This is a genomic window from Bacillus halotolerans (assembly GCF_001517105.1).
Lineage (GTDB): Bacteria > Bacillota > Bacilli > Bacillales > Bacillaceae > Bacillus > Bacillus halotolerans.
Genome location: NZ_LPVF01000008.1, coordinates 787,164 through 807,318 on the forward strand (window position 1 = coordinate 787,164; position 20,155 = coordinate 807,318).

18 protein-coding genes, 4 pseudogenes and 3 riboswitches are annotated in these 20,155 nt (G+C 45.5%); of the genes and pseudogenes, 12 read left to right on the top strand and 10 right to left on the bottom strand.

The genetic code is table 11. The features are described from left to right. The first annotated feature begins 108 nt into the window (after positions 1 to 108). The 3 genes from cimH (at position 109) to AU387_RS06470 (ending at position 3,533) form a co-directional block, all read left to right on the top strand. Positions 109 to 1,458 carry a citrate/malate transporter CimH gene (gene cimH, locus AU387_RS06460; RefSeq protein ID WP_044160011.1) on the top strand — a complete coding sequence of 450 codons (1,350 nt, stop codon included), beginning with the start codon at positions 109 to 111 and terminating at the stop codon, positions 1,456 to 1,458. A 123-nt stretch (positions 1,459 to 1,581) separates the two neighbouring features. Next, positions 1,582 to 3,270, top strand: coding sequence for a M56 family metallopeptidase (locus AU387_RS06465; RefSeq protein ID WP_082687843.1), 1,689 nt, complete (start codon positions 1,582 to 1,584; stop codon positions 3,268 to 3,270). 59 nt (positions 3,271 to 3,329) lie between these two features. Beyond that, positions 3,330 to 3,533 (top strand): hypothetical protein, encoded by a 204-nt coding sequence (locus tag AU387_RS06470; protein ID WP_044160384.1) that lies wholly within the window; start codon positions 3,330 to 3,332, stop codon positions 3,531 to 3,533. Positions 3,534 to 3,545: 12 nt separating this feature from the next. Here AU387_RS06470 and AU387_RS06475 read toward each other — a convergent pair whose 3' ends face one another. The 5 genes from AU387_RS06475 to AU387_RS06495 all read right to left on the bottom strand — a co-directional run bounded on the left by AU387_RS06475 (position 3,546) and on the right by AU387_RS06495 (position 8,450). After that, positions 3,546 to 4,385, bottom strand: coding sequence for a polysaccharide deacetylase family protein (locus tag AU387_RS06475; protein ID WP_059292234.1), 840 nt, complete (start codon positions 4,383 to 4,385; stop codon positions 3,546 to 3,548). Positions 4,386 to 4,484: 99 nt separating this feature from the next. Continuing rightward, complete coding sequence (locus tag AU387_RS06480) at positions 4,485 to 5,213, bottom strand: ZIP family metal transporter (protein ID WP_059335225.1); 729 nt, start codon at positions 5,211 to 5,213, stop codon at positions 4,485 to 4,487. 110 nt (positions 5,214 to 5,323) lie between these two features. Continuing rightward, on the bottom strand, positions 5,324 to 6,421 hold the full coding sequence (msmX, locus tag AU387_RS06485; protein ID WP_059292232.1) for a maltodextrin ABC transporter ATP-binding protein MsmX: 1,098 nt from the start codon (positions 6,419 to 6,421) through the stop codon (positions 5,324 to 5,326). A 119-nt stretch (positions 6,422 to 6,540) separates the two neighbouring features. Then, positions 6,541 to 7,434 (bottom strand): PucR family transcriptional regulator, encoded by an 894-nt coding sequence (locus AU387_RS06490; protein ID WP_059335226.1) that lies wholly within the window; start codon positions 7,432 to 7,434, stop codon positions 6,541 to 6,543. A 179-nt stretch (positions 7,435 to 7,613) separates the two neighbouring features. Then, complete coding sequence (locus AU387_RS06495; RefSeq protein ID WP_003218811.1) at positions 7,614 to 8,450, bottom strand: YitT family protein; 837 nt, start codon at positions 8,448 to 8,450, stop codon at positions 7,614 to 7,616. 69 nt (positions 8,451 to 8,519) lie between these two features. Continuing rightward, positions 8,520 to 8,622: riboswitch (guanidine-I (ykkC/yxkD leader) on the bottom strand. Positions 8,623 to 9,013: 391 nt separating this feature from the next. Here AU387_RS06495 and AU387_RS06500 point away from each other — a divergent pair. Then, positions 9,014 to 9,556 carry a DUF4352 domain-containing protein gene (locus AU387_RS06500; protein WP_125825422.1) on the top strand — a complete coding sequence of 181 codons (543 nt, stop codon included), beginning with the start codon at positions 9,014 to 9,016 and terminating at the stop codon, positions 9,554 to 9,556. A 74-nt stretch (positions 9,557 to 9,630) separates the two neighbouring features. On the opposite strand, the gene galE is transcribed toward AU387_RS06500, so the two are convergent. Then, positions 9,631 to 10,650: a UDP-glucose 4-epimerase GalE gene (galE, locus tag AU387_RS06505; protein WP_059292229.1), complete on the bottom strand. Its 1,020-nt coding sequence runs from the start codon at positions 10,648 to 10,650 to the stop codon at positions 9,631 to 9,633. Positions 10,651 to 10,788: 138 nt separating this feature from the next. On the opposite strand from galE, the pseudogene AU387_RS21945 reads away from it, so the two are divergent. From AU387_RS21945 to AU387_RS06525, 8 genes and pseudogenes are all read left to right on the top strand, one after another. Then, positions 10,789 to 10,923: pseudogene (locus AU387_RS21945) on the top strand (hypothetical protein); the annotation flags it as partial. Beyond that, a pseudogene (locus AU387_RS06510) lies at positions 10,923 to 11,297 on the top strand (response regulator transcription factor); the annotation flags it as partial. The pseudogenes AU387_RS21945 and AU387_RS06510, both read left to right, overlap by 1 nt. 49 nt (positions 11,298 to 11,346) lie before the next feature. Then, complete coding sequence (gene pepT / locus AU387_RS06515; RefSeq protein ID WP_044160020.1) at positions 11,347 to 12,579, top strand: peptidase T; 1,233 nt, start codon at positions 11,347 to 11,349, stop codon at positions 12,577 to 12,579. Between the two features lie 107 nt (positions 12,580 to 12,686). Further along, positions 12,687 to 12,812, top strand: a complete 126-nt coding sequence (locus tag AU387_RS22180; RefSeq protein ID WP_010332428.1) for a hypothetical protein — start codon at positions 12,687 to 12,689, stop codon at positions 12,810 to 12,812. A 277-nt stretch (positions 12,813 to 13,089) separates the two neighbouring features. Then, a pseudogene (locus tag AU387_RS21950) lies at positions 13,090 to 13,368 on the top strand (hypothetical protein). A 148-nt stretch (positions 13,369 to 13,516) separates the two neighbouring features. Further along, positions 13,517 to 13,683 (top strand): annotated as a pseudogene (locus AU387_RS21065) (LURP-one-related/scramblase family protein); the annotation flags it as partial. Between the two features lie 55 nt (positions 13,684 to 13,738). Beyond that, a riboswitch (SAM riboswitch) is annotated at positions 13,739 to 13,845 on the top strand. A gap of 84 nt (positions 13,846 to 13,929) precedes the next feature. Continuing rightward, complete coding sequence (locus AU387_RS06520; RefSeq protein WP_059335374.1) at positions 13,930 to 15,063, top strand: 5-methyltetrahydropteroyltriglutamate--homocysteine S-methyltransferase; 1,134 nt, start codon at positions 13,930 to 13,932, stop codon at positions 15,061 to 15,063. Between the two features lie 68 nt (positions 15,064 to 15,131). Continuing rightward, a riboswitch (SAM riboswitch) is annotated at positions 15,132 to 15,239 on the top strand. A gap of 77 nt (positions 15,240 to 15,316) precedes the next feature. Beyond that, on the top strand, positions 15,317 to 16,456 hold the full coding sequence (locus AU387_RS06525; RefSeq protein ID WP_059335375.1) for a 5-methyltetrahydropteroyltriglutamate--homocysteine S-methyltransferase: 1,140 nt from the start codon (positions 15,317 to 15,319) through the stop codon (positions 16,454 to 16,456). A gap of 47 nt (positions 16,457 to 16,503) precedes the next feature. On the opposite strand, the gene AU387_RS06530 is transcribed toward AU387_RS06525, so the two are convergent. The 4 genes from AU387_RS06530 to AU387_RS06545 all read right to left on the bottom strand — a co-directional run bounded on the left by AU387_RS06530 (position 16,504) and on the right by AU387_RS06545 (position 20,136). Beyond that, positions 16,504 to 17,898, bottom strand: coding sequence for a sigma-54 interaction domain-containing protein (locus tag AU387_RS06530; RefSeq protein ID WP_059335376.1), 1,395 nt, complete (start codon positions 17,896 to 17,898; stop codon positions 16,504 to 16,506). 80 nt (positions 17,899 to 17,978) lie between these two features. Then, positions 17,979 to 18,752: a 3-hydroxybutyrate dehydrogenase gene (locus AU387_RS06535; RefSeq protein ID WP_059292226.1), complete on the bottom strand. Its 774-nt coding sequence runs from the start codon at positions 18,750 to 18,752 to the stop codon at positions 17,979 to 17,981. 17 nt (positions 18,753 to 18,769) lie between these two features. Continuing rightward, complete coding sequence (locus tag AU387_RS06540; RefSeq protein WP_059335227.1) at positions 18,770 to 19,426, bottom strand: CoA transferase subunit B; 657 nt, start codon at positions 19,424 to 19,426, stop codon at positions 18,770 to 18,772. After that, the gene (locus AU387_RS06545; RefSeq protein ID WP_044160025.1) at positions 19,423 to 20,136 is read right to left on the bottom strand and encodes a CoA transferase subunit A; all 714 of its coding nucleotides are present in this window, start codon (positions 20,134 to 20,136) and stop codon (positions 19,423 to 19,425) included. Before AU387_RS06545 ends, AU387_RS06540 begins: the two co-directional genes overlap by 4 nt. Positions 20,137 to 20,155 lie beyond the last annotated feature (19 nt).

The window sequence follows — 20,155 nt, forward strand, 5'->3', positions numbered from 1 at the left end:
AAGAAACAGTTTGAATAGTAAATTTTTAATATATTAATAATTTCAACTTTTTAGTATACTTAACATAGTGAACAATTTCACTGCAACAAGAATAGGGGAGGTTTTTCAATGGGAGAGCTTCAAACTCAATTGCAATTGCAAACGGATACAATTCACGAAGGGGTTCGAAAAGAGAATTGGTTTGCGAAAGCTATGAATATAAAAGTAGGCATCATACCGCTTCCTGTGTATGTCTTGCTGTTTATATTAATCACTGTTTTTGTTATGCATCACGATGTAAAAAGTGACATTTTGACATCCATTGCCGTCATGGCGTTTTTCGGATTTACCTTTGCCCAAATCGGAAAATCGATACCGATTGTGCGCTCTATCGGCGGCCCGGCCATCCTTGCTACTTTTATTCCATCTGCTGTCGTCTACTATCATCTGCTGCCAAATGATATTGTCAAATCCACCACGGAATTTACAGAAAACTCAAACTTTCTTTATTTGTTTATTGCCGGAATTGTTGTCGGAAGCATCCTCGGCATGAAAAGAGAAACACTTGTAAAAGCATTTATGAAAATTTTTATACCGCTTATCGCCGGTTCTGTCGCGGCCGCCATTGTGGGACTGGCTGTCGGTACATTGCTCGGACTCGGATTTCAGCACACTCTTCTGTACGTCGTGATTCCTATTATGGCTGGCGGCGTCGGAGAAGGCGCCATCCCTCTGTCCATCGGTTATTCCGATATCATGCCGATGTCTCAAGGGGAGGCGTTTGCACTTGTTCTTCCATCGATCATGCTCGGCAGCCTGTGTGCGATCATCTTAGCGGGCCTGCTCAACAGAATCGGCAAGAAAAAACCGGAATGGACCGGCAACGGTAAAGTTGACCGTTCAGAAGATTCACCTGCGCTGGAGGAATCGCAAAACGGCCAGCACATGTTCAACCTTTCTCTGTTTGCGTCCGGAGGAATCCTTGCCGTTTCCTTGTATTTGGTCGGTATGCTTGCCCACGATTTTTTCGGTTTTCCGGCCCCTGTTGCCATGCTGCTGTTAGCTGTTTTGATCAAGCTGTTCAGACTGGTCCCTGCCTCAATTGAAAACGGCGCGTTTGGCGTGTCCCGCTTCTTTTCAACGGCAGTCACCTATCCGCTGCTCTTTGCAATCGGCGTGTCTATGACGCCATGGGACAAGCTTGTTGCCGCCTTTAATCTCAGCAATATCATTACGATTCTGTCTGTCGTTGTCACAATGATGACGGTCGGCTTTTTCACAGGAAAATGGCTGAACATGTATCCGATCGAAACAGCCATTATTAATGCGTGCCATTCAGGGCAAGGAGGCACCGGTGACGTCGCGATATTAAGTGCCGCTGAAAGGCTTGAGCTGATGCCTTTTGCCCAGGTGTCCACTAGAATCGGCGGGGCCATCACAGTGTCCTTGACCTTATTGCTGTTACACCAGTTTTATTGATACGCCGAAAGCAAGTTCTTCGTATAACGAAAGAGCTTGCTTTTTTGCATTTCCGTGTTTTTACAAGTTCCTGCCGCATGCTATAGTAATAGTTGGAAAGATTACGATAGAAAGGACTCTAGCATGCCTATGGAAACCAGTCTTTTTCTCTTTATCATTCTCGGGCTGGGCATTCAGCTGATATCAGCCCTTGCAGCAAAGCTTCTTCCGGCATTAGAACTCTGGATTGATATTGTTCTTTGGATCGGTGCTGCTAGCTTTATCTTCTCTCAACAGCCTTTCTTAGATGGCATCGTCTCTCTGGCATTGATGTTCACCAGCTACTGGACCGCATTGGATCTGACTGTCCCCAGCCGTGTTGAAAAACCATCAGGCGAATGGCAGGAAATTGAGCTTGCAAGAGATCACACACGCCTCCTCTCGGACATTGCTCTGACTGTCATTGTGTTTGCGGGCGCTATTATTTTCTTCATTTACGGTCCTGACACCAGTGTTCTAAAATATGTGATCCTGTTCGGTTTCATCTCGGGCGGCGCAGCACTGGCAAAACGCATATTAAATTTTCTAAGTGTAAAAGTCTTTTATTCATCGTCTTTAGAAACATGGCATATCAGTTCACGATATGAAAGCCGCACCTACCCGCTTTCAGACCTGAAAGACATCCGGCTTGAATCGACGGCAGATCTATTAAAGCTTCATCCGCTTTTGACCATGTATTCATCCCGGCTCGATATGACAACAAGCTTTCAGCAAGTCATAAGGCTCTCTCTTCCCGGAGAAACGCTGTTTCTGACCGTGAAAGATCCTGAAAAGTGGAAAGCGATTCTCGGGGAATTTCTAGCTTCCGAAACCAAAGAGGAAACGGTTATTGCTGTCCTGCCGATTTATCATCGGAAAAATGTAAAACGGCTTTTAGGTAAACTTTATTTTGCCGCAAGCGTAAAAGGGATATCTGCTTACGCCATATTGGTGCTCGGTTTATATGCCTTACACGCCTCCCCTTGGGTCATTTCTGGTGCCGTGATGTTGTACTGGGTTTTGAATATGTATCTATCTGACCGGGTGCTGCGGACAGCAATGGATGCCAGGCCTTGTCTGAATTCAGACGTTCAGGCAGCGGCAGATAAGATTTTTAGAAAAGCAGGCATTTCGCATGTGGAGATTTACGAAACGGATAGTGATGAATACAACGGCATGGCCGTCGGAATGAATGTAGGAAGATCAATGGTGATTCTGACAAGCGCTACATTAACCCTTCCGCCGCATGTCATTGAGGGTATTCTTGCCCATGAGGCTGTTCATATTAAAAAACGTGATGTGCTGTCCATGCAGCTGTTGCGCTTTTTATACCTTGGGGCAGTCATCGGGATCATTCTTTTACTTGAGCATTACATCGCCCATCCCGGCGCTTACAAAATTGCACTTTGGGCGCTGATCATGGGAATCATCTTTCTATTTCAGCTTTATCAGTCATTTTGTTCCCAGTGGATGGAGGTGCGCGCCGATCACATTGGCGCTTCATTGCTGGAGGGCGGATACAGGCAGATGGCCGAATCCTTAAAGATCCTGGCGGTTCGCCAGGATGAAGATCTGCAAAAACAAAACACCTACTGCTCTGATATAGATGAAGACGACGTTAAGGTGAACTCTCTCACCCGGGATAACAGCTGGCTTTTCAGAATCATAGATTTTCAGTTTTCTCCTCATCCGCCTATGTATTGGCGTGTCGGCGCATTGCTTTCAAACAAAGGACACGGCATGGTCAAGCGCTGGCTGAGAGATCGGCTGAAAGAATCGATCTCCCTTAAATGAAACTTTTCAGGCTTCAAAACGTATGAAAAATAACTGTTTAAAGGGGGGGACGCCATATGATTGTGATTCTTATCGCTTTGATCTTCGGTATGATCGTTATTTATCAATCGGCTCGATCAACCGCTTCAGAAAACAAAGGACGCCAGCGGGCGGACAGCGGTTTTTTCGGATTTTCCGATGGCGATTCCCGCCATGATGGATGCGGCAGTGACGGAGGCTTCGGGGATTCCGGCTGTGACGGCGGAGGGGGCGGCGGCGATTAATCGCCGCCATTTTTATTTCATCGACTCGATATACGCGCCAAATGACGCCCCTGACATTCCCGGGGATACACGTACGCGATGGAGGGCGTACATCCCCTGATCTCTGGAGGCTGCTCCCGGTTCAGTCGTCACTCCCATTTGATAACCGGTTTTTTCAGCGGCCTTCAGGGTATCTTCGTTGTAGCGCCCAACCGGATAGCTGATGATGGCCGTTTGCTGATCGAACATCCTGTCAAACAGCTTTTTTGAATCTGCCATTTCGCTATGCTGCTGTTTTGGCGTTAAACCGTTCAGCTCAAGGTGGTCAATCGTATGGCTTTCAATCGATATGCCATGCTGTGACATTTCCTTCATTTGATCCTCTGTCAGATGATGTTTATGCCCAATCGATTTGCCGATCATAAAAATCGTCGCCTTCATGCCATACTTCTTTAATACCGGATACGCGTCTTTGTAATTATCGGTGTATCCGTCATCAAACGTGATGAGCACACATTTCTCACTCGGCTTCTTGTCCTGAGTCAGCATGAGATACGCCTCTTTTGGGGTTAATGTCTGGTAGCCGTTATCGTGCAGCCATTTCATATGTGCCTCAAATTCTTTCTTTGGCACACGGAGACTGTTGCCTGAAGAGATGCTGTGGTACATCAAAATCGGCAGCTTTGCCGGTTTCTCTGTTTTGATCCATGCGGATGTATCATCTTCTTTTTTCTGTACATGTATTGTCTTTTCTTCCGGTTTCTTTTGTTCCGCTTTTGGCATCTGCTGCTCTGCGATTGCTTCTTTTTCAGCACAAGCGGCAAGAGTCAAACAACTAGCCAAAAGAAAACTGCTTAAGATAAAACGTTTCATCGGTTTCCTGCTTTCTGTCTATTTCTTCCTCCTTTTCATCGGTTGATTTGCGGGATTTTCAAGTGAAAAAACCAGACATGTAGCCATGTCCGGTGCAGATTAGGAAAACTGATTCAAAATCAAAGACGTTAAAAGACCAAGAGCAGCAATTAACCCTGTCATCGGACCGCTGTCTTCATATGCCTCGGGCATCATCGTGGATGCAATCATTGCGATGATGCCTCCGCCCGCAAAAGCGGCGATTGCCGACATCATCTCCTCAGGAGCGCCATCGAGGACGTAATATCCTGACCATGAGGCAAAAATAGAAATCATCAATACCGCCGCCCAAAGCAGCAAGATTTTCGCCTTTGAATATCCGCTGTTCTTCATGCCGTCCGTACTGGACAGCCCTTCAGGTATATTGCTGATAAAAATCGCAATCACCAAAAGGAAGCTGACGGATTGTTTTTCAAGAAGGCTGGCTCCAATCATAATAGATTCGGGGACAGCATCCATGATGGTGCCGATAAAAATCGCGATCCCCCCGCCGCCTGCAGCTGCTTGTCCCGATCTTTTTCTTTGTGACGCGCCTCTTTTCGAAACCGCGTAATCAAAAAGGGTAAACACGACAGCGCCTGCTATAAATCCGGCTCCTGTCGAGACAATTCCGCCATCCTTCACCGCGTCCTCAAGAAGTTCATAGGCAGCAGCGCCGATTAATACCCCTGTGCCAAAAGCCATGATATAACCGATGATACGCTTGCGAATCGGGAGAAACATAGACGCCAGCGCACCCAGCAAAACAGCAGAACCGGAAATCCCGCCCCACATCGCCGCATTCCACATTTCTATCTCTCCTTTCTACAAACCACTACCCGCCGCGGTTTTTGCTGTAAACCTTGAGATAGAGAGGGAATGCAAAAAACCGGACATCGCTCCATGTCCGGTTCTCCAGCTTAACGGATTCTGATTTCAGTTTCACTGTCAAAGAAATGCCCTTTATTCATATCAAACGCAACTGTCAGCTCATCCCCTGACTGAATATCGAGACGGGCGTCGATCCTCGCAATGAAATCCTGGTTATCGATTTGCGAATAAATCATGATTTCAGACCCCAGCAGCTCCGCAACATTGATTTTCGCTTTAATTGAAGAACTCTTATACGATTCCACGACAATCAATTCATCATGAATATCCTCAGGGCGGATGCCGAAAATGACTTCTTTGCCAATGTAGCCTTTTTCACGAAGCACCTTCATTTTCCCCTCCGGCACACTCAACACGGAAGAACCGATTTTGATTGTGCCGTCAGACAGCTTCCCTTTGAAAAAGTTCATCGCTGGTGACCCGATAAAACCGCCAACGAATACATTTTCAGGGAATTCGTAAACATCCTTCGGCGTCCCGATCTGCTGGATTTTGCCGTCCTTCATAACCACAATCCGAGTCGCCATCGTCAATGCTTCTGTCTGATCATGCGTGACATAAATCGTGGTGGTTTGCAGCCTCTGGTGGAGTTTAATAATTTCCGCTCTCATTTGCACCCGAAGCTTTGCATCCAAGTTTGACAAAGGCTCATCCATCAAGAATACCTTTGCATCCCGCACGATCGCCCTTCCCAGCGCAACCCGCTGTCTCTGCCCGCCTGAGAGCGCTTTAGGTTTGCGGTGCAAATATTCTTCCAGCCCGAGAATTTTAGCGGCTTCCTCCACTCTTTTTTTGATTTCAGGCTTGGGCATTTTGCGGAGCTTCAGTCCGAATGCGATATTATCGTATACCGTCATATGCGGATAGAGCGCGTAGTTCTGGAACACCATCGCGATATCCCTGTCCTTTGGCGCCACATCATTTACCCGTTTTCCTCCAATATAAAAATCGCCTTTCGAAATTTCCTCAAGTCCTGCGACCATCCGCAGTGTCGTTGATTTGCCGCAGCCGGACGGGCCGACAAATACGATAAATTCCTTATCCGCAATGTGAAGATTAAAGTCGTCTACCGCCGCTTCCTTCTGATCATAATATTTATAAATGTGCTCCATCCGCAATTCAGCCATCTAACATCCCCCTTTGTTATTGTAAACGCTTTCTTAAATCAAGTGTATCAGCATTTATCCGACACTGAAATGGGCAGCATTCATAAAATCACACGGCCGTTTTCGTGCATATTTCCAGTTTATTCTGAACCTTCGCTTTGCAGGCAGATAAAATACGCAAGCAGAGCGCCTGTATATGTTTTAATGTCTATTCCTGACCGCTCGATAAATTTATCAATCCGGTACTGCAGGCTGTTGCGGTGCAGATGCAGTTTTTTCGCTGTTAATGTCACGTTTGAGCTGTTTTCGATAAACAGCTTGATTGTTTTTCTCAGCTCAGGTTCATTTTCAAATAATAGCTCGGCTTCTTCACTAAGCAGTGATTTCAGCTGTTCCTTTTCTTCCTCCAATAATAAAAAAGGGAACATGATATCAAACGTCACACGCTGAACCTGCGGCAGCCGCTTTTCAGCGAATAGAAAATACGTTTGTTCACGGGCATAATGTTTTCGTAAGCGCTCATCTGTTTCATAAAACCTTCCAGCGTAAAAACGGACACTGAAGTAGAAATCACTTTCAAGAACCCTGGCGAGCGACTCCAATTCGTCTTTCCCCGCTGCCGCTTCACTTTCCTGCTCGACAATCACGCCTCTGTCCTCATGCATCCAAACGATCACAAAAGACACCGGCCAAAAATGGCGCATCGCTTCCGCAAATGATGCCCGTTCAGTTTTGCCGATCAAATGAAAATGAATGAACCTTGTCCTCTTCTTGATATTCGGCGGCACTTCTCCTTGCGAGAATAGAAACGCAAACCACCTGTTTTCTTCCGGCGATTTGAGAGACATGTGATCTGCCTCTTCCGCTAGCGTTAAAAATGACTGAAGCAGCAATGCCTCCTTTTGGCTGATCTCCGTTTTTGGGATCGAGATATATTTCTGACTGTTTTCATCAAAAAAACACAAGCAGTCTTCCTTTGTACAAAGCTTGTCAGACACAATCGAACCGGGATAAATAGCCAGCAGCGACTTCATATGGTCTCCTCTCCTATGTAAGGATATGTATTTTCAGTATAAGGCGAAATGCACATGTTCTCCAGCTTCTTTTCGTATTAGATGGCCCTCTTTCGTTTACAGCAACGGCAATAAAGCGCGATACAGAAGCAATGGTTCTAAACAAATAGATCCCTCTGCGTCTGCGCAGAGGGACCTCCTTATTTTGAAATATCCACAAACCCTTCACCAAACACATCGCGCACATCATGAACGATCACAAACGCTTTTTTGTCACAGCTTCTGATGATTTTCTTCAGCATAGAAAGCTCCTGTTTGTTAATGACGATGTACAAAATCTCTTTTGACTCGCCCGTATAATTTCCCTTTCCTGATAAAATGGTGACGCCCCGATCCATCAGCGTATTAACCTGCTCGGCAATCTCACCTTTATTTTCCGATATGACAGTAATCGCTTTTTTCGTATTCAGGCCTTCAATAATAAAGTCCATCACTTTTGTTCCGATATACAGCATCACAATCGTAAACATCATTTTTTCCGCACCAATAATAAAATAAGAGCTGAAGACAACAATTAAATCAAAAAAGAGCAGGGCGTAACTGATATTCCAATCTAAATATTTATTGGCAATTCTGGCCAAGATGGCGGAACCGGCTGTTGTGCCGCCGACCCGAATGATCATGCCGATCCCGACACCCGCAAACACCCCTGCGAAAATCGTGTTAATGATCAGCTCATCAGACGGTGTGCTCCACCCGTGTGTCAAATGCAGAAAAAGCGAGTTTGCTGCCACGGCGATAATCGTATAAACCGTGGTTTTCCCGTCGAGAAATTTATATCCGATCAATAGCAGAAAAGCGTTTAATATAAAGTTTGTCACCCCGGGAGACCATTGAAACACATAATACAAAATCAGCGTAATCCCCGTAACGCCGCCTTCCCCAAGATCATTGGGAATCGCGAATAAATTCACAGCAAGCGCGAAGAAAAAAGCGCCAATCACAAGCATCAGCACATCAAGCATTTTCTTTTTCATCACAGAACACTCCTTCTTCAGATAGTATCAACAAAAAAACCCAGGAGTACGCTCTCGCAAAAGAGCAGAAACTCCTGGGCTTTTATCCCACCGTGTCATAACAGCCAGACTGTTATGTGTTTTCTCTCGGTCACAGGCCAATATGCATTGCGGAACCCTAGAAAACCAATGTTTTAGCATATCCTTTTCACTTTCCAATATTAGCATTATAAGGGACTGAGCAAATTGGTTCAAGGGGTATTTGCGGAGATTTAAGTGCAAGTTAAAATTCAAGAAAATACAAATTAGCTATTAACATATGAATCATATAGACGATAAGAAAATAAGCATATATTTTCACAAGAAAATATAGCTAACAATGATAAATAATATAATAAATTGATAATTTTGTATTGACTAAGTGAAATAATATAGGCATTATAGTACATATGTTTTGTGTATTTAATGACATAGGAGGAAATATAATGGCAGGAAAACTAGTCCCTTGTAAAGCTTGCGGTCAAGAAATTGCAAAAGGTGTAAAAAAATGTCCTAACTGTGGTAAGGATCAGCGTAACTTTTTTATGAGACATAAAATTATTACGTTTATTCTGGCAGTTGTTGTCATCATTATTATCGGTAATGTTATTGGCGGCGGAGGCGATTCAGAAGCCACTTCCAAAACATCAAGCAGCAGCAAAGCTGAAACTGAAAAAACATACAATATCGGTGATACTGTTAAGACTGAGAAAACTGAAGTGACAGTTACAAAAGTAGAAGACAGAGATTCTGTTGGCACTCAATATATTGAAAAGAAAGCATCTGATGGAGGTACTATTGTAGCTGTTCAATATACAATTAAAAACGTATCCAAAAAGCCGATAAGTTCTTTTTCAATTCCAACTGCTAAATTGGTTGATGGTGATGGCACTTCTTATGATTCTGATATTGATGCTTCTTCAACCTATGCAACTGAGACAAAAGTTGATAACTCTAAAATATTGAGTGATCTAAATCCTAATATTAAAGTAACAGATGTGAAAGCTTTTGAAGTCGACAAGGAAGCTTATGCAAAAGGAACTTGGAAACTCAAATTCAGCAATGATGTGATTGTGAAAATCAAATAATAGCAGACAAGGGTGCCTTAACAGGCACCCTTGTTCTCTAAAAAAGGCCTTCTCTGTTGAGAAGGCCTCCATTCTTATTTCAGACTCTTATACCCATTCACATTCGAAGACTGCCATCTCCAAGAATCGGCACACATTTCTTCAAGGCCTCTTTTTGCCTCCCAGCCCAGTTCCCGCTTGGCTTTTGCAGGATCTGCGAAGCAGGTGGCAATGTCTCCGGGGCGTCGGTCCGCAAATTGATACGGAACCTCTTTCCCTGATACTTTTTCAAAGGCTTTGACCATTTCAAGCACACTGTAGCCCGTGCCTGTTCCGAGGTTGTATGCATCAGCTCCGGTGGAGTTCAATACTTTTTCCAGCGCCTTGACGTGGCCTTCTGCGAGATCGACGACATGAATATAATCGCGTACGCCTGTCCCGTCTTTGGTCGGATAATCATTTCCGAATACGCTTAACTGCTCCAGCTTGCCAACGGCTACCTGTGCCACATATGGCATCAGGTTATTTGGAATGCCGTTCGGATCTTCACCGATTCGTCCGCTCGGATGCGCGCCGAATGGATTAAAGTAGCGCAGCAGGGCAACGCTCCACTCATTGTCAGCCGTATGCAAATCACGCAAAATTTGTTCAAGCATGAGCTTCGTCTGTCCATAAGGGTTTGTTGCACCTAATGGAAAGTCCTCCGTAATCGGTGACGTTTCCGGTACGCCGTATACCGTTGCGGAAGAACTGAATACGATTTTCTTAACGCCGTATTTCTCCATGATTTCACATAAAATAAAGGTTCCCGTGAGATTGTTATGATAATATTTGAGCGGAATCGCAACAGACTCTCCGACTGCTTTTAAACCCGCAAAATGAATCACAGCCTCAATCTCGTTTTCTGCAAAAACCGAATCTACCGCTTCCCGATCCAATAGATCCGCTTCATAGAACGTTAACTCTTTTCCCGTAATCTCTTTGACACGATTCAGCGCCTCAGCTGAACTGTTGGACAAATTATCAAGAACGACAATCTCATAGCCGCTGTTCAATAACTCCACACATGTGTGGCTTCCGATGTATCCCGCGCCGCCTGTAACAAGTATTGCCATGATGTAAACCCTCCTAAAAAATGACCTGTTTTTATTATATAGTGTTTAGAACCGGGCTACATCCATTTTTAAGAAGTTTAATCGTTTATTAATAGTTTCTTCATATTTCATCTTAAACCCTTGTGATTAATTCGGTAGATCTTTCAGCGAGAATATGCCCTTTTATTTTTTAAGAACTGCCCATATATTTTTATTGTATTTATTCTTATTATTATATCGATGTACCGGGAAAGAACTGTAAAGCCTGGGAAACTGCCCGCTGTTGCTGTTATGTCCAAATGCCGTTCTGCTCAGGTATCGAAGCGGCGAAAGACATTATGTCCATACCCAGATACAAAGATCGTCATTTTAACGACCGTTGACAATGAAGAATACGTATTTGAAGGCAGCCGCTAAAATCATCAGTGAGACATTCCGCTGCAAAGCAACAGCCTCATGCTGAAGAGCTGGCAGAGCCGTTTACCAAAGGAGAGCTTGAGGTTCTTCAGCAAATGGCCTATGGCTTGAGAAATGAGGATATTGCCGACAAGCTTTTTGTCAGTGAAAGCACCGTCAAAACCCATGTGCATCGAATTCTGCAAAAATGCAATGCCCAAGACCGGACTCAGGCAGTCGTTTTTGCCATTCGAAACGGCATTGTGAATTAGATATCTCTCATCCCGGCATGGTAGAATAAAACAAAGGAGATGATTGGAAATGAAAGAAGAAATCATTGAACGGTTTACTACATACGTAAAGGTCGACACACAGTCCGATGAATCCGCCGACACTTGCCCTTCCACACCCGGCCAATTGACGTTAGGAAACATGCTTGTCGATGAATTGAAGTCAATCGGCATGCAGGATGCAGCCATTGATGAAAACGGCTATGTCATGGCGACCCTTCCTTCCAACACTGACAAAGACGTGCCGACGATCGGCTTTCTCGCCCACGTCGACACCGCCACAGACTTTACCGGCAAAAATGTAAATCCGCAAATCGTTGAAAGCTACGATGGAAAAGACATCACGCTCAACGAAAAGCTGCAGGTCATCCTATCGCCTGATCAATTCCCTGAACTGTCGGGCTACAAAGGCCACACCCTGATCACCACAGACGGTACAACCCTTCTCGGCGCTGACAATAAGGCTGGCATCGCCGAAATCATGACAGCCATGGATTATCTCATCAAACATCCTGAAATCAAGCACGGCACCATCAGAGTTGCATTTACACCTGATGAAGAAATCGGCAGAGGCCCGCACAAATTTGATGTTGGGCGATTCAATGCCTCCTTTGCCTATACCGTTGACGGCGGCCCGCTCGGTGAGCTTGAATATGAAAGCTTCAATGCAGCCGCGGCGAAAATCACGATCAAAGGCAACAATGTACATCCCGGCACGGCAAAGGGCAAAATGGTCAACTCTGCGAAGATCGCAATGAAGCTGAACAGCATGCTGCCGGCAGATGAGGCACCTGAATATACAGAGGGCTACGAAGGCTTCTATCACCTGCTTTCCATTCAGGGAGATGTAGAAGAGACCAAGCTCCACTACATTATCAGAGACTTTGACAAAAACATCTTCCAAAACAGAAAAGAAACCATGCAGCGCATCGTTGAAGAGCTCCAGAACGAATACGGACAAAATCGCATTCAGCTTGATATGAACGATCAATACTACAACATGAGGGAAAAAATTGAGCCTGTCATCGAAATCGTCAATACTGCCAAACAAGCGATGGAAAACCTCGGCATCGAACCGAAAATCTCTCCGATCCGCGGCGGCACGGACGGTTCGCAGCTTTCCTATATGGGACTCCCAACGCCGAACATCTTTACCGGCGGAGAAAACTTTCACGGCAAATTTGAATACATCTCAGCCGACAACATGGTCAAAGCCGTAAATGTCATCGTTGAGATTGCAAAGCTGTTTGAAGAACAGGCGTAAGCTGAAAAACCAGTCCAAAAAAGGACTGGTTTTTTTGCGTGAAAATGAAACATTTTAAAAGCTCTGTCCGTAAAACAACTATCAACGGATGAGGAGGAAATGCAAAGATGAAGAACACAATTGCCGCAAAAAGCCTGTTCAAAAAATGGATGATTTCCCGCCCGCTCAAAATGCAAACAAAACGATCAAACCCATTTAAAAAAATAAGAAGAATGTTCAAACGCTTTTTCTGACCCTTCGCCGGACTCCCCTCAAATCAGCCAACCATTCCAAATTTCCGCCCAAATGCTCCGTAATTTGGGTTTTTTGTGTTCAATTCCTCAAAATAGGGTATACATCAAACAAAGAAGAACACATTATCCATATATAGTTAATTTGAATTACAGAAATTTAGGTTAAAAGTTATATAAAGGAATTCATTTTAACGTCGATAGTAACTATAGAACCAATCAAAAGGAAAAACACCAGCTTAATGTAAGACTATTTTCAGGTCATGGGCGAAAAGAATTTTTGAGGAACACACATTTATTATTATTTGATTTAGAATTTTTTGAATACTTTTAGACGTTTTATCCGTACAATAGAGAATACCAAAACTTTTTTTGGGAGGTATGTAAAATGATCCTATTTATTATCATCGCATTATGTGGCTATCTTCTCTTTTCATTCAGCAAAGACAATAGACGAAAACCGCAAAAGACAAGCCCTCTTCCTGCACCCGTTCCTCATCATAATAACCTAATCGACCTTGACGCCATCCGCCAAAAACGCCGGATGCATCTTTCCTAAGACATACCATATAAAATGAAAAGGCTGCAGATATATGCAGCCTTTTCGTTATTCCTGAAACCTACCCAAACAAAAGGAGACTTCAGTAATGATCGAATGATTGATGAAACAACGGATTTTTTCGTTTAAAGATGCTTTTCACATTTATGGCCAGAATGAACGGATGTCAGTCAGCAAAAAGCGGCTCAGCTGGGGTGATACGTATCGCCTGCAGATTGCACATGGGAAGATGTGCTGATTTGCAAAGCCATCGCGATTGTGCTGGATATGGTATTGTATGACGGTGAAGACAAGTCTTTTCTAAAAAGCTGTTGACAATTCATGCAAAAATAATAATATTAAGATAATTGAAAATCCAATATGAAGATTTACCTTATCAAGAGAGGTGGAGGGACTGGCCCTATGATACCCGGCAACCGCTGTTTTATACAGAATGGTGCTAAATCCTTAAGAACATCGCGTTCTTGCAGATGAGGCAGAGATTTGATCATTCAAGCTCTTCCTTACACAAAGGAAGAGCTTTTTTCATGCAGCAAACATTTTAGAAAAGAGGCGAATGATATGGCTCAACAAGTAAACCTTGCTTCACATAAATCAGAAAAACAGAAGAAAGCTCCTTTCCGCGCCGATCATGTCGGCAGTTTATTACGATCCGCCCCAGTAAAAGAGGCGCGGCAAAAACAAGCGGCAGGCGGGATCACGGCAGAACAGCTTCGTGATATTGAAAATAAAGAAATCACCCGCATTGTCGAAAAGCAAAAGGAAATCGGCCTAAACGTCGTAACCGACGGAGAGTTCCGCCGTTCTTGGTGGCATTACGATTTCCTGGAAGGGCTCGACGGAGTGGAACCGTTCATCCCCGCTGAAGGAATTCAGTTCCATAACGCGAAAACAAAAGCACGCAGCATCAGAGTGACGGGAAAACTTGATTTTACGAACCACCCAGCGCTTGCCGATTATCAATTTTTACATAAGATTGCCGGTGACGCGACACCAAAGCTGACGATTCCGAGCCCGAATATGCTGTTTTTCGGTGAAAAAGCTGATCAAGGCGTGTATTCCGATCAGGAGGAATATTTTCATGATCTGGCCCAGGCGTACAAAAAAGCGATTAACGCTTTCTATGATGCGGGCTGCCGCTATCTTCAGCTCGATGATACGTCATGGTCTCTCTTCTTTGAAGAAAAAGGCAGAGAGGTTGTCCGTGCCCTCGGCGGTGATCCGGAAACATTGCCTGCATTGTTTGCCAAAACGATTAACGATGCAGTGGCGGACCGTCCTGACGACTTAACGGTCACGATGCACATCTGCCGCGGCAACTTCCGCTCGACTTGGGCCGCATCAGGAGGCTATGACGCTGTAGCGGAAACGATTCTTGACGGTTTAGATCTTGACGGCTTGTTCCTGGAATACGATGATGACCGCTCCGGAAACTTTGACCCGCTTCGCTTTGTCAAACGCAAGGATCTGCAAATTGTCTTAGGCTTGATTACATCCAAATATGGAGAGCTTGAGGACCCAGAGGATGTCAAACGCCGAATCAGCGAAGCTGCGCGCTTTGTCAGCCTGGATCAGCTGTGCCTCAGCCCGCAGTGCGGTTTCGCTTCAACAGAAGAAGGAAACCTTTTGACTGAGGAGCAGCAGTGGGCGAAGCTCCGTCATGTGGCCGACATTGCCAATGATGTGTGGAAATAATCTATCATTGACAGAAAAGAGAAATGTGTGAATAATAGATACTATCAGAAAATTTCATAAAAAGGTTTTCCTTATCAAGAGAGGTGGAGGGACTGGCCCTGCGATACCCGGCAACCGCTGTTTAACAGAATGGTGCTAAATCCTTTAGAGCAGATTTTTGCTCTAGAAGATAAGGTTGAGATTGTTCACGCAAGCTCTTCCTTATCCAAAGGAAGAGCTTTTTTATATTCGAATGGAAAGAAGGAATGAACACATGTCACAGCAAACAACACCCGCAGAACAAAAACAATCGCTTCAGAGAAAAAAAACGCCGTTTCGCGCGGATCAAGTCGGAAGCCTGCTGAGATCTGAGCCCGTCAAAAAAGCGCGGCTGCAAAAGGCGGCCGGCGAAATCACTGCCGAACAGCTTCGCCAGATTGAAAACGATGAAATCATCCGCATTGTGGAAAAACAAAAAGAAACCGGCCTGAACGTCGTGACAGACGGGGAATTCCGCAGAGCGTGGTGGCATTTTGATTTCCTTGAAAATCTGGATGGCGTTGAGCCGTTTATACCTGAACAGGGTATCCAGTTCCATAATGTGCAGACAAAAGCACGCGGCATCAAAGTAACAGGCGATATTGATTTCTCAAATCACCCAATGCTCGAAGATTACTCATTTTTACATGGCATCGCTGGTGATGCCACGCCAAAAATGACAATTCCAAGTCCGAATATGCTCTTTTTCCGCGGCAGATTGGAAAAGGATGCATACAAAAACGATTATGCTCTTTTCCAGCATGATGTATCAAAAGCGTATAAAAAAGCGATTCAAGCGTTTTATGACAGAGGCTGCCGCTACCTCCAGCTTGATGATACGGCATGGGCAGTTTTCTTATCTGAAAAAGGCTTGAAACAAGTGGAAGCATTCGGAACAACGCCTGACGAGCTTCGCCAGCTGTTTGCGAAGTCAATCAATGACGCAATTGCCGACCGTCCGGATGATATGACCATTACCATGCATATTTGCCGCGGCAACTTCCAGTCCACTTGGACAGCTGAAGGCGGTTATGATGCGGCGGCGGAAACCATTTTTGACGGCTTGAATCTGGACGGGCTTTTCTTAGAGTATGATGATTCACGCTCAGGCGGATTCGAACCGCTCCGTTATGTGAAACGCTCTGATCTTCAGCTTGTCCTAGGCTTAGTGACATCTAAATTCGGTGAGCTTGAACATCCGGACGACGTGAAACGCCGTATCGAGGAGGCTTCCCGTTATGTCAGCCTAGATCAGTTGTGCCTGAGCCCGCAATGCGGATTCGCTTCGACTGAGGAAGGCAACAAGCTGACCGAGGAACAGCAATGGGCGAAGCTGCGCCATGTTGTTGAGATCGCTAACGATGTTTGGAAATAAGGAACAGAAAAACACACTTGATTCCCGGGCGGGGCAAGTGTGTTTTTTTATGCCTGCTCAATTTGATAGGCTTTGCATTTTTCATATAAGCTTGTTTTTCCTATGCCTAATAGCTTTGCTGCCTTTATTTTATTGCCGTCTGCTGCGGCAAGCGCCTCGATGATCGCGTTTTTTTCTGCCTCAGCGATTGTCTCTTTTAATGGACGTATAGATTGATATTCCCGAATTTTGATTGTTCTTTGGATGGGTGGATCTTCAGGAGCCAGATTCAGGTGTTTCGGTTCGATTCGTTTGCCGTCGAGGACGTTGACAGCCCGTTCTAAGACATTTTCCAATTCTCGTATGTTTCCCGGCCAAGAATAGCTCTGAAGCACTGCAATTGCTTCTTTAGAAAGCTCCAAGCCATCAAAGCCAAATTTCCGTTCAAGTTTTTTTAATAGAAGCCCTGCGATCGGCACAACATCCTCTATGCGCTCTCTTAAGGACGGGATTTGAATTTTGATCACATTCAGTCGGTAATAGAGGTCTTGCCGGAAGTCTCCTTCCCGGACCATTTCTTCGAGGTTTCGGTGTGTCGCCGCAATCACTCGTACATCTATTGGGATCGGGCTTCTTCCGCCGATCCGCTCTATCTCTTTCTCCTGCAGTACGCGAAGGATTTTGCTTTGCATATGCAGCGGCATATCACCTACCTCATCAAGGAAAATGGTTCCTTGATGCGCAAGTTCGAATTTTCCTTTTTTCCCGCCTTTTTTTGCCCCCGTAAAAGCGCCGTCTTCGTATCCGAACATTTCTGATTCAAACAAATGCTCTGGGATCGAGGCGCAGTTGACGCGCAGAAAGGGAGCATACCTGCGGCGGCTGTTCTGATGGATGGCGTGGGCAAACAGCTCTTTTCCCGTGCCTGATTCTCCTAAAAGCAAAACGGCCGATTGGCTGTCAGATACCCGTTCAGCCAGCCGTTTCGCTTCCATAAAAAGAGAGCTGTTTCCAATCAAGTCGCCAAAGTGGTATTTACTGAAAAGCTCTTTCTCGTATTTATTTTTGTAGTAATTGAGTTCATTGAGGAGTGGTTTAATTTTTCTTGAATAATCCATCCATTCCTGCGGATTGCGGAACATAACGGTTCCGACCGCTCCTACAAGCTGCCGGTTCACATAGAGCGGATACCGGTTGGCGATCATTTCGCTGCCGTTAATCGGATGAATAGCGGCAGCCTCTGTCCGCCCCGTCTTTGCCACGATGTGCATTCTCGAGTTTTCAATCACGTCCTGAACGGGTTTTCCTATCGCTTCTTCCTCTGTTTTTTTAAGAAAGTCACAGTACGCCGGGTTGATATAGAGAATTTTCCCCTCATGATCAACCACAACAATACATTCCGCCGCAAGGTTGATGATTTCATCCAGCCATTCAAAGGGTAATCTTTTAATAGAATGTTTCATCTCCCTGTCGCTCCCGTCACATTTTGTAATCGCTTTCAACCTTATGATAAACGAGAGCCTCCTATGAATACAAGAATCTATTATTGAGCTGTGTAGCCTCCATCCAGCACGACCGCCTGCCCTGTGACACCTTTCGCCTTTTCACTCGCTAAAAAGACGGCATAATCAGCAATTTCTTTAACCGAGAGAAGACGTTTTTGCGGCACAAGCGGAAAAATCACCTCTTCCAGAACCGATTCATAGGGAACATGTCTTGTTTTAGAAAGATCGCTCAGCTGATTGCGGACAAGCTGTGTGTCCACATATCCCGGGCAGAGTGCATTCACCGTAATCCCGTGGGGCGCGCCTTCCAGCGCCCCCACCTTTGTCAGCCCAATGACGCCATGCTTTGCGCTGTTATAAGCGGCTTTTCCCGCAAACCCCACCAGTCCGTTCACAGACGCGATATTGATGATCCTGCCGAACTGCTGTTTTTTCATAAGGGGAAAGACATGTTTCATTGCGATGAATGGCGCGGTCAGCATGACGCGAATAAGCTGTTCAAACCGTTCTGTCGGAAACTCTTCAATCGGCGCGACATGCTGCATGCCTGCGTTATTCACCAAAGTATCCAAACGTCCGTATCGGGTCTTGATAGTATGGACGATATCAGCGATTTGCTCTTCCTTTGTCACGTCACATGGAATGCCCGTGGCGCTAAAGCCTTCCTCGTTCAGCTTGGCGGCGGCCTCACCGCACGCTTTTGGATTTAGATCTGAAATAATGACATCGGCGCCTTCCCGGGCGAATTCCTTTGCGATTTCAAATCCGATTCCCCCGGCTGCGCCTGTCACAAGAGCGACTTGTTTTTTCATGTCATACACCTTCCCGCTCAAAATTTTTGCCGAATGACTGACTGGCTCACGGCGAAGTCAGCTTCAGTTTTCTCATATACCTCTTCCAGCGTGACGCCGTCCTGGAGCTCAGTCAGTGTCATATGCCCGTTATCAAAATCAAAAACAGCCAGATCAGTAATCAGCCGATGAACGACTTTCTGTCCTGTCAGCGGGAGGGAGCATTGTTTTTTCACCTTCGATTCCCCATGTTTATTGACGTGCTCCATGATGACGACGATTCGCTTAGCCCCGTTGACCAAGTCCATAGCGCCGCCCATTCCCTTCACCATTTTGCCCGGAATCATCCAGTTCGCCAAATCCCCTTGTTCAGAAACCTCCATGCCCCCGAGGATGGCCAGGTCGATATGCCCGCCTCGTATCATCGCAAAGGATTCCGCGCTGTCAAAATAGGATGCGCCTGTTACGGCGGTGATCGTTTCTTTCCCCGCATTTATCAGATCCGGGTCTTCCGTTCCTTCCAGCGGATACGGGCCGATCCCGAGCAAACCGTTTTCTGATTGAAGCATCACATTCACGCCCTCCGGTATCTCATTTGCGACAAGTGTCGGCATCCCTATGCCAAGATTGACGTTCATACCGTCTTTTATTTCCTTTACAGCACGTTTGACCATTCGTTTTCTGGCTTCCTTCATTGTGCCGCCTCCTTTCCCTTTGCTTGCTGAACGGTTCGTTTTTCAATCCGCTTTTCATGTGTGCCGAGCACAACATGCTGTACGTAAATACCAGGCGTGTGGATGTGGTCGGGATCAAGCTCTCCCGCCTCAACAATTTCTTCTGCCTCAGCAATTGTGATCTTTCCCGCCATGGCGGCAACCGGATTGAAGTTTCTTGCCGTTTTCCGGAAAACTAAATTTCCCATGGTGTCCGCTTTCCACGCTTTTACAATGGCGACGTCCCCAGTAATTCCTTTTTCTAACACATATGTGCGTCCGTCAAAGGTTTTATGCTCTTTCCCGTCAGCGATGGTGGTTCCGACGCCTGTGGCTGTATAAAATCCCGGTATGCCTGCTCCTCCTGCTCGGATTCTTTCAGCGAGTGTCCCTTGGGGAACCAATTCCACTTCCAATTCTCCGCTTAAAAATTGCTTTTCAAAAATTTTGTTTTCGCCGACGTAGGAGGCGATCATTTTTTTGATTTGCTTGTTTGCCAGCAGCAGGCCGAGCCCCCAATCATCAACTCCGCAATTATTGCTGACGACGGTTAAATCCTTTACCCCTTTATCCCTTATCGCCAGAATGAGCTGCTCGGGTATTCCGCACAGGCCGAATCCGCCCGCGATCAGTGTATCCCCCTCCCGAATGAGTTCTGCGGCTTCCTTACTCGATGACAGCACTTTTCCCATATCTGATTCCCCTTTCGTT